The organism is Streptomyces sp. SID10853 (assembly GCF_010548145.1).
GTDB lineage: Bacteria > Actinomycetota > Actinomycetes > Streptomycetales > Streptomycetaceae > Streptomyces.
Genome location: NZ_JAAGLN010000058.1, coordinates 19,231 through 34,367, shown reverse-complemented (window position 1 = coordinate 34,367; position 15,137 = coordinate 19,231). Strand labels below are relative to the sequence as shown.

14 protein-coding genes are annotated in these 15,137 nt (G+C 68.4%); 11 read left to right on the top strand and 3 right to left on the bottom strand.

What is annotated here, in order from left to right:
• The 3 genes from G3I19_RS14370 to G3I19_RS14360 form a co-directional block, all read left to right on the top strand.
• Positions 1 to 812 (top strand): vitamin B12 dependent-methionine synthase activation domain-containing protein (locus G3I19_RS14370; RefSeq protein WP_275402733.1); only part of this gene is annotated, 812 nt, incomplete at its 5' end.
• A 171-nt stretch (positions 813 to 983) separates the two neighbouring features.
• Complete coding sequence (locus tag G3I19_RS14365; RefSeq protein WP_164263916.1) at positions 984 to 1,685, top strand: HAD family phosphatase; 702 nt, start codon at positions 984 to 986, stop codon at positions 1,683 to 1,685.
• A gap of 499 nt (positions 1,686 to 2,184) precedes the next feature.
• Positions 2,185 to 3,786 (top strand): ABC transporter substrate-binding protein, encoded by a 1,602-nt coding sequence (locus G3I19_RS14360; RefSeq protein WP_164263914.1) that lies wholly within the window; start codon positions 2,185 to 2,187, stop codon positions 3,784 to 3,786.
• A 114-nt stretch (positions 3,787 to 3,900) separates the two neighbouring features.
• Here the strand turns inward: G3I19_RS14360 and G3I19_RS14355 are convergent, their stop codons facing one another.
• Both G3I19_RS14355 and G3I19_RS14350 read right to left on the bottom strand, forming a co-directional pair.
• The gene (locus tag G3I19_RS14355; RefSeq protein ID WP_164263912.1) at positions 3,901 to 4,575 is read right to left on the bottom strand and encodes a response regulator transcription factor; all 675 of its coding nucleotides are present in this window, start codon (positions 4,573 to 4,575) and stop codon (positions 3,901 to 3,903) included.
• 275 nt (positions 4,576 to 4,850) lie between these two features.
• A complete protein-coding gene (locus tag G3I19_RS14350; RefSeq protein ID WP_239074324.1) occupies positions 4,851 to 5,702 on the bottom strand; it encodes a RecB family exonuclease in 852 nt (283 codons plus the stop codon).
• Between the two features lie 146 nt (positions 5,703 to 5,848).
• Between G3I19_RS14350 and G3I19_RS14345 the strand changes: the two genes are divergently transcribed.
• From G3I19_RS14345 to G3I19_RS14335, 3 genes are all read left to right on the top strand, one after another.
• Positions 5,849 to 7,087, top strand: coding sequence for a site-2 protease family protein (locus G3I19_RS14345; protein ID WP_343235099.1), 1,239 nt, complete (start codon positions 5,849 to 5,851; stop codon positions 7,085 to 7,087).
• 18 nt (positions 7,088 to 7,105) lie between these two features.
• Positions 7,106 to 8,050 (top strand): tRNA (adenine-N1)-methyltransferase, encoded by a 945-nt coding sequence (locus G3I19_RS14340; protein WP_164263908.1) that lies wholly within the window; start codon positions 7,106 to 7,108, stop codon positions 8,048 to 8,050.
• A gap of 176 nt (positions 8,051 to 8,226) precedes the next feature.
• The gene (locus tag G3I19_RS14335; RefSeq protein WP_164263906.1) at positions 8,227 to 8,814 is read left to right on the top strand and encodes a hypothetical protein; all 588 of its coding nucleotides are present in this window, start codon (positions 8,227 to 8,229) and stop codon (positions 8,812 to 8,814) included.
• A gap of 21 nt (positions 8,815 to 8,835) precedes the next feature.
• Here G3I19_RS14335 and G3I19_RS14330 read toward each other — a convergent pair whose 3' ends face one another.
• Entirely contained in the window at positions 8,836 to 9,147 is a 312-nt protein-coding gene (locus G3I19_RS14330; protein ID WP_164263904.1) for a ferredoxin, read from the bottom strand.
• Between the two features lie 241 nt (positions 9,148 to 9,388).
• Here G3I19_RS14330 and arc point away from each other — a divergent pair, with 241 nt between their 5' ends.
• From arc to prcA, 5 genes are all read left to right on the top strand, one after another.
• Positions 9,389 to 11,155 carry a proteasome ATPase gene (arc, locus tag G3I19_RS14325; RefSeq protein WP_164263902.1) on the top strand — a complete coding sequence of 589 codons (1,767 nt, stop codon included), beginning with the start codon at positions 9,389 to 9,391 and terminating at the stop codon, positions 11,153 to 11,155.
• A 235-nt stretch (positions 11,156 to 11,390) separates the two neighbouring features.
• Positions 11,391 to 12,902 (top strand): depupylase/deamidase Dop, encoded by a 1,512-nt coding sequence (gene dop, locus G3I19_RS14320; protein ID WP_164263900.1) that lies wholly within the window; start codon positions 11,391 to 11,393, stop codon positions 12,900 to 12,902.
• A 194-nt stretch (positions 12,903 to 13,096) separates the two neighbouring features.
• Complete coding sequence (locus G3I19_RS14315; protein WP_164263898.1) at positions 13,097 to 13,315, top strand: ubiquitin-like protein Pup; 219 nt, start codon at positions 13,097 to 13,099, stop codon at positions 13,313 to 13,315.
• Positions 13,316 to 13,462: 147 nt separating this feature from the next.
• Positions 13,463 to 14,308 carry a proteasome subunit beta gene (gene prcB / locus G3I19_RS14310; protein ID WP_164263896.1) on the top strand — a complete coding sequence of 282 codons (846 nt, stop codon included), beginning with the start codon at positions 13,463 to 13,465 and terminating at the stop codon, positions 14,306 to 14,308.
• A 46-nt stretch (positions 14,309 to 14,354) separates the two neighbouring features.
• Positions 14,355 to 15,101, top strand: a complete 747-nt coding sequence (prcA, locus tag G3I19_RS14305) for a proteasome subunit alpha (RefSeq protein ID WP_164263894.1) — start codon at positions 14,355 to 14,357, stop codon at positions 15,099 to 15,101.
• Positions 15,102 to 15,137 lie beyond the last annotated feature (36 nt).

Here is a 15,137-nt window from a genome sequence, read left to right as displayed (position 1 = left end):
TGGCCACGGACAACCCGGTGCCGGAGCCGCCGTTCTGGGGCACCCGGGTGGTCAAGGGTATCCAGCTCAAGGAGTACGCGTCCTGGCTGGACGAGGGCGCCCTGTTCAAGGGCCAGTGGGGGCTCAAGGAGGCCCGCAAGGGCGAGGGGCCCACCTATGAGGAGCTGGTCGAGAGCGAGGGCCGGCCGCATCTGCGGGGCTGGCTGGACCAGCTGCACACCAAGAACATGCTGGAAGCGGCCGTCGTCTACGGCTACTTCCCCTGCGTGTCCAAGGGCGAAGACCTCATCCTCCTCAACGACGACGGCTCCGAGCGCACGCGCTTCACCTTCCCCCGGCAGCGTCGTGGCCGGCGGCTCTGCCTCGCCGACTTCTTCCGCCCCGAGGAGTCGGGCGAAACGGATGTGATCGGCCTTCAGGTCGTCACCGTCGGCTCCCGGATCGGTGAGGCCACCGCCGAGCTGTTCGCGGCCAACTCCTACCGCGACTACCTCGAACTGCACGGCCTGTCCGTTCAGTTGGCCGAAGCCCTCGCCGAGTACTGGCACGCCCGGGTCCGCTCCGAGCTCGGCTACGCGGGGGAGGACCCCTCCGACGTCCAGGACATGTTCGCCCTCAAGTACCGCGGCGCGCGTTTCTCCCTCGGCTACGGTGCCTGCCCCGATCTGGAGGACCGGGCGAAGATCGCCGAACTGCTCCAGCCGGAGCGGATCGGGGTCCACCTCTCGGAGGAGTTCCAGCTCCACCCCGAGCAGTCCACCGACGCGATCGTCATCCACCACCCCGAGGCCAAGTACTTCAACGCCCGGTAACCCGGTGGACCAGCACGCACCGGCGGTCGGTCACCCGTCCGCCGGTGCGTGCACCGCATCACAGCGCGGACCGGACCGCTCCGACGTACACTGGTCGGTCCGGTACAGGCCGGTTGCCCACCCAGCAGGGTGAGTGACCGGCCTTCGTGTCCCTCCAGGAGGTGTCCCCGTATGACGAGTACGGTCGCCGCGCTCAACACCCGTATGGCCGAAGGCGCAGCCCTGCAGGCCGTCCTGCTCGACATGGACGGCACGCTGGTGGACACCGAGGGCATCTGGTGGGACGCCGAGGTGGACGTGTTCGCCGCGCTCGGCCACCGGCTCGACGAGCGCTGGCGGGACACCGTGGTGGGCGGGCCCATGACCCGCAGCGCCGGGTACCTCATCGAGGTGACCGGTGCGGACATCGCACTGCCCGAACTGACCACGCTGCTCAACGACCGGTTCGAGGCGCGGATCTCGGGCGGGGTGCCGCTGATGCCGGGGGCGCTGCGACTGCTCACCGAACTGGCCGCGCACGGCGTCCCCACAGCCCTGGTCTCCGCCTCGCACCGGCGGATCATCGACCAGGTCCTGAAGTCTCTCGGCCCCGAGAACTTCGCCCTGACCGTCGCGGGCGACGAGGTGGCGCGGACGAAGCCGCACCCCGAGCCCTATCTCGCCGCCGCCGCGGGCCTGGAAGCCGATCCGGCGCGCTGTGCGGTCATCGAGGACACCGCGACCGGGGTGGCGGCGGCGGAGGCCGCAGGGTGCCGGGTGGTGGCCGTGCCGTCCGTGGCGCCCATCGCCGCAGCAGACGGACGCGTAGTCGTCGGATCTCTCGAAGAAGTCGATCTGGGCTTTCTCAGGGCACTGGTCAACGGAATGCACTGAGCCGGATACTGACCGTGTTGCTTTCGTTTTGACGGGAATCAGCGCCCGCCGGCCACGAGTATTTACGTGAGCATGAAGAGAGGGCTTCGCGCTTTACGAAAGGCGAGGTTGGAGTGACGTTCATCACCTGACGAAACGTCGACACGGGGGCATTTGCGTGCTGCGACCGGTGAACCACGGCTCCGCACGTGCCCTTGTGTCCCGATTGGTGAAGCGGTGTACGAATCATTTCGGTGGTCGGATATTGACGCTCCGCTATTCGTGAAGATGATGTGGATCCCACCCAAGTCGCCCCCGGTCCAGGTTTCCTGACGTTCCCCACTAATCTCAAGGCGAGAACTTCGCCGTACACTTCTGTGCCCCCGGCGCCCACCAAGCGGCCGGGATCACTGGACTGATCGCTCTGTACCCGGCCCGATCGCCCCGCCCCGATCGGGCGGCAGCGGCGGAGTGTCTGTACATCGCTGTATCCCAGTGCCGGATGAGGAGAACGTCCAGAATGAACCGCAAGACTCTGGTGCTGCCGGCGATAGCGTGCCTGCTCGCTCCGGTACTCGCCGCGTGCGGCGGCACAGGCAGCGGCGACGACGGCGGCAAAGCCATCGTCGTGGGCACGACGGACTTCATCGAGTCCGGCAAGAAGGCTCCGGCTCCTCTCGACCCCGCGTACACCTATGACACCGGTGTCTGGAACTTCCTGCGCCCCACCCTCCAGTCGCTCATGCAGATGCCGCGTGGTGGCGGCCTGCCGGTGCCGGACGCCGCGAGCGACTGCCACTTCACGGACACCCAGAACGAGAGCTACCGCTGCAAGCTCCGCAGCGGGCTGACGTTCGCCAACGGCGATCCCCTCACGGCGACCGATGTGAAGTACTCCCTGGAGCGCGTCAGCCGCATCAACGACCCGAACGGGCCGGCCGGTCTGCTGGAGAACATCGACACCATCGAGCCCGTGAGCAGTCACGAGCTGGTCTTCCACCTCAAGACGCCCGATGCCACCTTCCCGTACAAGCTGGCGACCCCGGCCGCGGGCATCGTGGAGAAGAGCACGTACGCGCCGAACAAGCTGCGCAAGGGCTTCGTGGTCGACGGCTCCGGCCCCTACACCTTCAAGGCCGAGGTCAGCAACAACCGGCTGCAGAAGGCGATCTTCACCAAGAACCCCCACTACAAGGGGTCGCTGAAGCTGCAGAACGACAAGGTCGAGATCGACTCCTTCACCGACGCCGCCGCGATGGGCGCCGCTCTGAAGTCCAAGAAGATCGACATGATGGCCCGCACGATGTCTCCGGAGCAGATCGACCAGTTCTCGAAGGGGTCGTCGCAGAACATCAACTTCGTCGAGAGCCCCGGTCTGGAGATCCGCTACCTGGGTTTCAACACCAATGACCCGTCGGTGAAGAACAAGGCGGTCCGCCAGGCGATGGCCGCGCTCGTCGACCGCGGACAGATCGCCAGCCAGGTGTACGGGGCGACCTCCGAGCCGCTCTACTCGCTGATCCCCTCCGGCATCGGCGGACACTCGAATTCGTTCTTCAACAAGTACGGCGATCCGAGCAAGTCCGAGGCCGCCCAGATCCTGCACTCCGCGGGGATCACCGACAAGGTCCGGCTGACGCTGCATTACACCAGCGACCACTACGGGCCAGGCACGGCCAAGGAGTTCGCGCTGCTCAAGAAGCAGCTGAACGCCTCGGGGCTCTTCGACGTGTCGATCCAGGGCCACAAGTGGGCGCAGTTCCGTCCCGAGGAGCTGAAGGGCGACTACGCGGTCTACGGCATGGGCTGGTTCCCGGACTTCCCCGACGCGGACAACTTCATCTCGCCGTTCCTCAGCAAGGGCAACTTCCTCAAGTTGCCCTATGCGAACCTCGCCATCCGCGACAAGTACATCCCGGACTCGCGCAAGGCCGCCGACCGCACCACTGCGGTGGCACCGCTCCAGAAGATCCAGGACATCGTCGCGGACGACGTCCCCGTGCTGCCGCTCTGGCAGGGCAAGCAGTATGTGGCGGCCAGGGACGACCTGACCGGTGTGGAGTGGGCGCTGAGCAACTCGTCCGCCCTGCAGATCTGGGAGCTCGGCCGCGGCGTCAGCTGACCGGCCGGAGGCAGCGCACCCCGGGCGACCGGCCGGTGCGCTGCCGGGCCGGTGAGGTGTGGGGCGCTGCCGGACCGTTCCGAGGCGCCTCGGAACGGTCCGGCAGCCCCGGAACTACTGCTGGGCCCCCGGCCGTACCAGACCGCTCTCGTACGCGTAGACCGCGGCCTGGACCCGGTCGCGCAGCCCCAGCTTGGTCAGTACATGGCCCACATGGGTCTTGACCGTGGTCTCACTGACGAACAGGTCGGCGGCGATCTCCGCGTTCGACAGGCCCCGCGCGACCAGCTTGAGCACTTCCACCTCGCGCTCGGTCAGCGTGTGCAGCGTGTCAGGAACGGGGTCCTCGCCCGAAGGCAGATGGTCCGCGTACTTGTCGAGGAGCCGGCGGGTGATGCTCGGGGCCAGCATCGCCTCGCCGCCCGCCACCACCCGGATCGCCTGGACCAGCTCGTTGGCGGGCGCGTCCTTGAGCAGGAAGCCGCTCGCACCGGCCCGCAGGGCCTCCACGACGTACTCGTCCAGGTCGAAGGTGGTCAGCACCAGGACCTTCGCCGGACCGTCCCGGCCGGGACCGGTGATCTGGCGGGTGGCCTCGACCCCGTCCATCCGGGGCATCCTGATGTCCATCAGCACCACATCGGGCTGCAGCGCGCGGACCTGGTCGAGGGCCTGGAGGCCGTCCCCGGCCTCACCGACCACCGCGAGGTCCTGCTCGGCCTCCAGAATCATCCGGAAACCGGTGCGCAGCAGCGGCTGGTCGTCGACCAGTAGGACGCGGATCGCCACAAGAACTCCTTCGCTAGACCGGCCTCATTCTGCCCTGACCGGCCCACCGGGACGGCGCGGGGCGTACCGGGGGAGTCCGGGACGGATCAGTCACAGCGCGCCGACCGAGGCAGGGCCAGGCTGAGCGGGGCTCAGGCCCGGCACGCCCCGCGCTCACAGGCACAGCAGACCAAGCCGTAGCAGACCCAGGCGTAGCAGACCCAGCCGTAGCAGGCCCAGCCGCAGCGCGCTCGGACACATCGCCCCGGCTCAGCGGCGGCCCGGCCCGACCTGGCTCACCCCTGCCCGGCCGCGCCCGCCACCTCGGCCCCGCGCACCACTTCCAGGGGGTAGACGGGCGGGGTGCCGCCGAATTCCGGACAGACCGCCTGGTGGTCGCACCAGCCGCAGAGCTTCGTCGGCCTCGGCTGCCAGTCCCCGCTCTCCGTGGCCTTCCTGATGGCGTCCCACAGCGCGAGCAGCTTGCGCTCGACCCGCTCCAGATCGCCCTCGACCGGGTCGTACGTCACGACCTCGCCGCTCCCCAGATACACCAGCTGGAGCCGGCGAGGCACGACCCCCTTCAGCCGCCACACCACCAGCGCGTAGAACTTCATCTGGAAGAGCGCGCCCTCCGCGAACTGCGGCCTCGGTGCCTTGCCGGTCTTGTAGTCGACGATCCGGACCTCGCCGGTCGGCGCCACGTCGACCCGGTCGATGATCCCGCGCAGCCGCAGCCCCGACGCCAGCTCCGTCTCGATGAACAGCTCCCGCTCGGCGGGCTCGAGACGCGTCGGATCCTCCAGCGTGAACCACCGCTCGACCAGCGACTCGGCCTCCGAGAGCCACTTCGTCAGCTGCTCGCCGCCGGGGTCGTCCGCGAACAGCTCGCCCAGCTCCGGCTTGGCCGACAACAGCCGGTCCCACTGGCCCGGGACCATCGCCCTGGCCCTCGGAGCCGTCCGCTCCGCCGCCGGGTCGTCAAACATCCGCTCCAGCACCGCATGCACCAGAGTGCCGCGCGTCGCCGCCGGACTCGGCTTCTCCGGCAGCTTGTCGATCACCCGGAACCTGTACAGCAGGGGACACTGCATGAAGTCGCTCGCCCGCGACGGCGAGAGTGAAGTGGGCTGCTGGGCGGTAGTCATGTCCCAGACCCTACGACCCGCCACTGACACCGAGCCGCATACCATCGACGGCAGACCTCCTCACACTGCATGATCAGGACATCGCGGGAACGCGGTGACAGAACAGCGGTGGTGCGGGACGCATCATGACGATACGAAGGGACACCGTGGACGAGAGCGGCGACAGCGGGCGCCCGCAGCCCGGCGCGGACGGGTCAGGCCCCGGCCCCGCGCCCGATGGCGGCAAGCCGCGGCGCCGGGACTCACCGGGCGGCGGCATCCTGATGGGCCGCCCCTTCGGTGTGCCGGTGTACGTCGCCCCCAGCTGGTTCCTGGTGGCGGCGCTCATCACCTGGGTCTTCGGCGGACAGCTCGACCGCATCCTCCCCGAGCTGGGCAACGCCCGGTATCTGGTCTCCCTCTTCTTCGCGGTCGCCTTCTACGCATCGGTGCTGGTCCACGAGCTGGCCCACACCGTGGCCGCGCTGCGGTTCAAGCTCCCGGTGCGCCGGATCCAGCTGCAGTTCTTCGGTGGCGTGTCGGAGATCGAGAAGGAGTCCGAGACCCCGGGGCGGGAGTTCGTCCTGGCCTTCGTCGGCCCGCTGCTCTCGCTGATCCTCTCCGGCGTCTTCTACCTCGGCATGAAGGCGGTGGAGCCCGGCACCGTCCCCGGGGTGCTGCTGGCCGGCCTGATGATCTCCAACCTGATCGTGGCGGTCTTCAACCTGCTCCCCGGGCTGCCCCTGGACGGCGGCCGGATGCTCCGCGCGGTCGTCTGGAAGATCACCGGCAAGCCGATGAGCGGCACCATCGCCGCCGCCTGGTTCGGCAGGGCGCTCGCCGTCTCGGTCCTGATCGGACTCCCGCTGCTCACCCACACCGGCTCCGACGCCGACGTGGGCGGCATGGAGACGGTCATGGACGCGCTGCTCGCCGCGATCCTCGCCGCGATCATCTGGACCGGCGCGGGCAACAGCCTCCGGATGGCCAGGCTGCGCGAACACCTCCCCGAGCTCCGCGCCCGTACGCTCACCAGGCGCGCCGTCCCCGTCGAGACGGGCACACCGCTCTCCGAGGCGCTGCGCAGGGCCAACGACGCCGGCGCGCGGGCGCTGGTCGTCGTGGACAGCCAGGGCGACCCGACGGCCCTGGTCAGGGAAGCGGCCATCGTCGGGGTGCCGGAGCACCGGCGCCCCTGGGTCGCGGTCAGCGGGCTCGCCCAGGACCTCACCGACGGGATGCGGGTGCCGGCCGAGCTGGCGGGTGAGGCGCTCCTCGACAGACTGCGGGCCAGCCCGGCCACCGAGTACCTGGTGGTCGAGGAGAGCGGCGCGATCTACGGAGTCCTGTCCACCGCCGACGTCGAGCGGGCCTTCGTCCAGGCGATGGCGCGACCCGGTTCCTGAGGCCGGTAGTCTGCTCGTATGTCCGAACCGACCGGTGCCGCCCGCCGACGTGGGCCCTTCAAAGTCGGGGACCAGGTCCAGCTCACCGACCCCAAGGGACGCCACTACACCTTCACGCTCGAAGCCGGGAAGAACTTCCACACCCACAAGGGTTCTTTCCCGCACGACGAGCTGATCGGTGCTCCCGAGGGCAGTGTTGTCCGTACCACGGGAAACGTCGCCTACCTCGCGCTGCGCCCCCTGCTCCCTGATTTCGTCCTGTCCATGCCCCGCGGCGCCGCCGTGGTCTACCCCAAGGACGCGGGCCAGATCCTGGCCTTCGGGGACATCTTCCCCGGCGCGCGGGTCGTCGAGGCAGGTGTGGGGTCGGGCGCGCTCAGCAGCTTCCTGCTGCGCGCCATCGGTGAGCAGGGCATGCTGCACTCCTACGAGCGCCGTGAGGACTTCGCCGAGATCGCCACGCAGAACGTGGAGCGCTACTTCGGCGGCCCGCACCCCGCCTGGCAGCTCACCGTGGGCGACCTCCAGGACAACCTCTCCGACACGGACGTCGACCGGGTGGTCCTGGACATGCTCGCCCCCTGGGAGTGCCTGGACGCCGTCTCCAAGGCCCTCGTGCCCGGCGGCATCCTCTGCTGCTACGTGGCCACCACCACCCAGCTCTCGCGGACCGTCGAGTCGATCAGGGAGATCGGCTGCTTCGCCGAGCCGCAGCCCTGGGAGTCCATGGTCCGCAACTGGCACGTCGAGGGTCTGGCCGTCCGCCCCGACCACCGGATGATCGGCCACACCGGTTTCCTCGTCACCGCCCGCCGTCTCGCCGACGGTGTGGAGGCGCCGCTGCGCCGCCGCCGGCCGTCCAAGGGCGCGTACGGCGAGGACTACAGCGGTCCCGGGAAGAGCCCGGCCCAGCCGAAGGAGCCCACGGCCGAGGCCGAGAGCGACTCCGTCGAGAACCTCTGACCGCCTGACCTGACCCCACAACGCACGGACGCCGCCGTGGAGTTCCCCAGCACACCGGGGAACTCCACGGCGGCTTCTTTACGTTGGTCTTACGGACCCCGGCGTTCCGATCCCCTGTGACGTGTGGCACTATTCTCGCCACCCCCTCCGGCACTGCCCCACAGGAGACCTCTCGCGTGCAGCCCTCCGCGCTCCCGGACCTCGTACTCCCGGACCTCGCGCACAACAGGACCAGCCCGCTCCACTGGCTGGCCACGGCCACCGCGATGGCCGGCGTCGTCGTTCTGGCGGGCGTCCTCACGCCCGACCCGGCCACGGCGTCCCAGGGCGGCGGCAGACCGGCCCGCCCCCCGGCGGCGGCCCCGGACCCGGCGGCCGTGACCTTCCCGCTGAAATGCGGAACGGCGGGCACCACCGTCACCAGGAAGGCGTCGGGCGACCTCGACGGGGACGGCAGCCCCGAGACGGTGGCCGCGGTGCGCTGCGACGCCGGATCCGGCACACCGCCCAGCGGGATCTATGTGCTCACCCGGCCCAGCACGGGTGACGGCCCGCCCAGGGTCGTCGCGACCCTGATCAGCCCGGGGGAGCAGCAGAGCGTGGGCGCCCTCGGCGTGCGCGACGGCGCGGTGACCGCGACGCTCCTCGGCTACTCGTCGCCCGATGTGCCGCGCTGGAATCCGGATGTGCGCCAGCAGGCCAAGTGGCGCTGGCAGGGTGGCAAGTTCATACGCTCGGTGCCCTCGCAGGCGCGGAGCGTATGAGGGCCCCGAGCGTATGACGGCCTACTCGGCGGCCGGGCCGTAGACCTCGACACTGTCCGAGACACGCCGGACGTGAATGCAGTCGCCCGGGCACTCCTTCGCCGAGTCCACCACGTCCTGGAGGAGCGGAAGCGGCACGGGCGTTGTCGCGCCGACCGACTGGAGCAGCTCGTCGTCGGCGCTCTTCACGTAAGCCAGCCCGTCGATGTCCAGCTCGAACACCTCGGGCGCGTACTGGGCGCAGATGCCGTCCCCGGTACAGAGGTCCTGGTCGATCCAGACCTCCAGCGCCTGGGCGCCGTCGCTGGTGGGAGCCTCGTCCTGCACGGTCATTTCTCCTGCCGTTCCTGCGCGGTTGAACCAATTGAAGCCAGCCCTGACGGGTGTTGAACACTTCGACGATACAACCGGCCGCTTTCCGATGTTGTTGGGTGGGTATTCCCCAGGAGTGAGGGAGTACGCAAGGGTGAAGATCAGACACACCCCGACGGTCTTTGTGATCTAGGGGTTTCAATCACCAGCTGCCCAGGTAGGGTCAGGAAGCGTCCAGCTCCCCTTGGAGGAGGTGAGGACCGTGGCAGCCCACGACGACGACATCAACCGCGGCACCCGGCCCGCGCGAGGGTCCGAGGACCCCGCCGGCCAGGTTGCCTATCTCGAGCAGGAAATCGCCGTCCTGCGCCGCAAGCTCGCCGACTCTCCGCGTCATACGAGGATTCTCGAAGAGCGGATCGTCGAGCTGCAGACCAACCTGGCAGGCGTGTCCGCGCAGAACGAGCGGCTCGCCAATACACTCCGTGAGGCCCGCGACCAGATCGTGGCCCTCAAGGAGGAGGTCGACCGGCTCGCACAGCCGCCGGCCGGCTTCGGTGTCTTCCTGCAGGCCAATGAGGACGGGACCTGCGACATTTTCACCGGGGGCCGCAAGCTCCGGGTGAACGTGAGTCCCAGCGTCGAGCTCGAAGAGCTCAGGCGCGGCCAGGAAGTCATGCTCAATGAAGCGCTCAACGTGGTCGAGGCCATGGAGTTCGAGCGCGCCGGGGACATCGTCACCCTCAAGGAGATCCTTGAGGACGGCGAGCGCGCCCTGGTGATCGGGCACACCGACGAGGAGCGGGTGGTGCGGCTCGCCGAGCCACTGCTGGACATCACCATCCGCCCCGGCGACGCCCTGCTGCTCGACTCCAGGTCCGGTTACGTCTATGAAGTGGTGCCGAAGAGCGAGGTCGAGGAGCTCGTCCTCGAAGAGGTCCCGGACATCGACTACGACAAGATCGGCGGCCTGGGCGACCAGATCGAGCTGATCCGCGACGCGGTCGAGCTTCCGTACCTCCACCCCGACCTCTTCAAGGAGCACGAGCTGCGGCCGCCGAAGGGCATCCTGCTCTACGGTCCGCCCGGCTGCGGCAAGACTCTCATTGCCAAGGCCGTCGCCAACTCCCTTGCCAAGAAAGTCGCCGAGGTCACCGGCCAGCCCGCGGGGAAGAGCTACTTCCTCAACATCAAGGGCCCCGAGCTCCTCAACAAGTACGTCGGTGAGACCGAGCGGCACATCCGCCTGGTCTTCCAGCGTGCCCGGGAGAAGGCGAGCGAGGGCACCCCTGTCATCGTCTTCTTCGACGAGATGGAATCCCTCTTCCGCACCCGTGGATCAGGCGTCAGCTCGGACGTGGAGAACACCATCGTCCCGCAGCTGCTCGCCGAGATCGACGGTGTGGAGGGCCTGGAGAACGTCATCGTCATCGGCGCGTCCAACCGCGAGGACATGATCGACCCGGCGATCCTCCGGCCGGGCCGGCTCGACGTCAAGATCAAGATCGAGCGTCCGGACGCGGAGGCGGCCAAGGACATCTTCGCCAAGTACCTGCGGTCGTCGCTGCCGCTGCACACGGACGACCTGGCCGAGCACCGGGAGAACCCCGACGCCGCGGTCAGCGCCATGATCCAGTCCGTCGTGGAGCGGATGTACACCGAGTCCGAGGAGAACCGCTTCCTCGAAGTCACGTACGCCAACGGCGACAAGGAAGTCCTGTACTTCAAGGACTTCAACTCCGGTGCGATGATCCAGAACATCGTCGACCGGGCCAAGAAGATGGCCATCAAGGCGTTCCTCGATCAGGGACAGAAGGGTCTGCGGGTCTCCCACCTCCTCCAGGCATGTGTGGATGAGTTCAAGGAGAACGAGGACCTGCCGAACACCACGAACCCCGACGACTGGGCCCGTATCTCCGGCAAGAAGGGCGAGCGGATCGTATTCATCCGCACCCTTGTCACCGGAAAGCAGGGCGCGGACACCGGGCGATCCATCGACACGGTGGCGAACACCGGTCAGTACCTGTAAAAGGCAGGGCGGCTGCGGGTCCCCCGGCGGGTACCCGCAGCCGCCGTGTTTTCCGGCCTTCGGCCGCAAGGACAGCAATGCCTGTAATGATCTCCCCAGCGGCGCCACGGCGTTCTACGCTCTTCGGTATCACCGAGTCGCGCAGTGCGGGGAAGGGCGACCGCGCACGCACCGGAGAAGCAGCGGTACTTGAGCGACGTTCCCGCGAGGGGCGCTGCCGGGCAAGGAGGGCCGCATGACCGTACGGCGGGTAATGGGCATCGAGACGGAGTACGGCATCTCCGTTCCGGGCCACCCGAACGCCAATGCCATGCTCACCTCGTCCCAGATCGTCAACGCCTACGCGGCGGCGATGCACCGGGCGCGCCGCGCCCGCTGGGACTTCGAGGAGGAGAACCCGCTGCGGGACGCGCGAGGCTTCGACCTCGCCCGGGAGACCGCGGACACCAGCCAGCTGACCGACGAGGACATCGGCCTGGCCAATGTGATCCTCACCAACGGGGCACGCCTCTACGTCGACCACGCCCACCCGGAGTACAGCTCCCCGGAGATCACCAATCCGCGTGACGCCGTCCTCTGGGACAAGGCGGGCGAGCGGATCATGGCGGAGGCCGCGGAGCGGGCCGCCGAGATCCCGGGCGCCCAGCCGATCCATCTGTACAAGAACAACACCGACAACAAGGGCGCCTCGTACGGCACGCACGAGAACTACCTGATGAAGCGGGAGACCCCCTTCTCGGACATTGTGCGTCATCTGACCCCCTTCTTCGTGTCCCGCCAGGTGGTCACCGGGGCCGGCCGCGTCGGGATCGGCCAGGACGGCCACGAGCACGGCTTCCAGATCAGCCAGCGCGCGGACTACTTCGAGGTCGAGGTCGGCCTCGAGACCACGCTCAAGCGGCCGATCATCAACACCCGCGACGAACCCCACTCGGACGCCGAGAAGTACCGCCGGCTGCATGTGATCATCGGTGACGCGAACCTCTCGGAGATCTCCACCTACCTCAAGCTGGGCACGACATCCCTGGTGCTCGCGATGATCGAGGACGGGTTCATCAAGGTGGACCTCACCGTCGACCAGCCGGTGCGCACCCTCCACGAGGTCTCGCACGACCCCACGCTGCAGCAGCTGGTCACCCTGCGCAGCGGCCGCACCCTCACCGCCGTACAGCTCCAGATGGAGTACTTCGAGCTGGCGAGCAAGTACGTGGAGGAGCGGTACGGGGCGGACGCCGACGAGCAGACCAGCGACATCCTGGGCCGCTGGGAGGATGTACTGAACCGGCTGGAGAACAACCCGATGAGCCTGTCGGGGGAGCTCGACTGGATCACGAAGCAGGAGATCCTGGAGGGCTACCGCCGCCGGGACGGTGTCGACTGGGACGCGGCCAGGCTCCATCTGGTGGATCTGCAGTACGCGGATGTGCGGCCCGAGAAGGGGCTGTACAACCGTCTGGTGGCCCGCGGGAAGATGAAGCGCCTGCTGGACGAGCCGGATGTCGTACGGGCCGCGGCGAACCCGCCCGAGGACACCAGGGCCTATTTCCGCGGGCGCTGTCTGGAACAGTACGCGGACGACGTCGCCGCGGCCTCCTGGGACTCCGTGATCTTCGATCTGGCGGGCTACGACTCACTGCAGCGGGTGCCCACACTGGAGCCGCTGCGCGGGACCCGCAACCACGTCAAGGAGCTCCTCGACCGCTGCCGGACGGCGGAAGAGCTGGTCCGGGTGTTGCAGGGCGGCTGAAAAGCCCCGTCGGTGGGAATCATCAGGGTAGGTCCCGGACGTTGAGGAAAGTGCGGGGCCAATGTCGGACCCCGCTTGTAGTGTCTGATCAAGCGGGTCCGATCTGGTTCTGGCCGGGTCGGTCCGTTCCGGCAGCTCAGTCTGTTGCAACCTGTTGCAACTTCAACTACATCGAACCGAGCGGGGTGAGGTAGATGGCGACCAAGGACACCGGCGGCGGGCAGCAGAAGGCGACGCGCTCCACCGAGGAGACCGAGGAGCAGGCGCCTGAGGCGCAGGGCTCCGAGGACCTCAAGGAGCGCCAGGAGAAGCTCTCGGACGACGTCGACTCCGTTCTGGACGAGATCGACGACGTGCTCGAGGAGAACGCCGAGGACTTCGTTCGGTCATTTGTTCAAAAGGGTGGCGAGTAGCCCCTGTTGTCCGTGGCCGGTGCGGCCGGCGGAAGCCGTCCGCACCGGGACGGATGACCGGCGCGGGCACGGGTAAGGTCCGTTCACAGTCCGCAAGATCGGCCCGGCCTCCAGAAGGCGGGCCGCCGCCCATCCGGAAGGAAACGCGTGGAAGCCAACCCTCGTAGCACCGGGCGTCTGCCGGCCGCTTTCCTGACGCCGGGGTCCTCCTCGTTCATGGACTTCCTGTCCGACCACTCACCGGAAATCCTGCCGGGCAGGCGGCCGTTGCCGCCCACGCAGGGACCGGTCGAGGCGCCGCACGGGACGACAATCGTGGCCGCGACCTTCCCCGGCGGGGTCGTGCTCGCCGGAGACCGGCGCGCGACCATGGGGAACATGATCGCGCAGCGCGACATCGAAAAGGTCTTCCCGGCCGATGAGTACTCGGCGGTCGGGATCGCGGGCACGGCCGGCCTCGCCGTCGAGATGGTCAAGCTGTTCCAGCTCGAACTGGAGCATTTCGAGAAGGTCGAGGGCGCCACCCTCTCCCTGGAGGGCAAGGCCAACCGGCTCTCCACGATGATCCGCGGCAATCTCTCCATGGCCATGCAGGGCCTCGCCGTGGTCCCGCTCTTCGCGGGGTACGACGTCGACCGCGAGAAGGGCCGGATCTTCTCCTACGACGTCACGGGCGGCCGCTCCGAGGAGCACGGGTACGCCTCCACCGGCTCCGGCTCGATCTTCGCCCGCGGTTCGATGAAGAAGCTCTACCGCGATGACCTGACGGAGCAGCAGGCCACCACCCTGGTCGTACAGGCGCTGTACGACGCGGCCGACGACGACTCGGCGACCGGCGGGCCCGATGTGGCCCGGCGGATCTACCCGATCGTCACCGTCATCACGGACGAGGGCTGCCGCCGGCTGACCGATGAGGAGGGCTCCGAGCTCGCCCGTTCGATCCTGGCGCGCCGTCTCGAACAGCCCGACGGCCCGCGCGCCGAGCTGCTCTGAGGCCCTTCCGATGCACTCGTCACTGACAGAAAGGGACGGATAGCCGGTGTCGACCCCGTTCTATGTCTCACCTCAGCAGGCCATGGCCGACCGGGCGGAATACGCCCGGAAGGGCATCGCCCGTGGTCGCAGCCTGGTCGTGCTGCAGTACGCCGACGGCATCGTCTTCGTCGGCGAGAACCCGTCCCGCGCGCTGCACAAGTTCAGCGAGATCTACGACCGGATCGGCTTCGCGGCCGCCGGCAAGTACAACGAGTACGAGAATCTGCGGATCGGCGGTGTGCGCTACGCGGATCTGCGCGGCTACACCTACGACCGCGACGATGTGACGGCCCGTGGCCTGGCGAACGTCTACGCGCAGACGCTGGGCACGATCTTCTCCAGCGCGGCCGAGAAGCCGTACGAGGTGGAGCTCGTCGTCGCCGAGGTCGGGTCCGAGCCCGACGGCGACCAGATCTACCGGCTGCCGCACGACGGATCGATCGTCGATGAGCACGGCTCGGTCGCGGTCGGCGGCAACGCCGAGACGATCAGCACCTTCCTGGACCAGCAGCACCGCGAGGGAATGACGCTCGCCGAGGCGCTGAAGCTGGCCGTGCAGGCGCTGTCCCGCGACACCAACGGAGGCGAACGGGAGATCCCCGCCGAGCGTCTCGAAGTGGCGGTGCTCGACCGGACCAGGCCGCAGCAGCGCAAGTTCAAGCGGATCGTCGGCCGCCAGCTGGCCAGGCTGCTCGACGCGGACGACGCGTCGACCGCCGAGACGGACGCGCCGTCGGACGAGGACGAGTAGCCCGGCCGGTACCCGGCTCCGTCCGTGCCCCGGTCC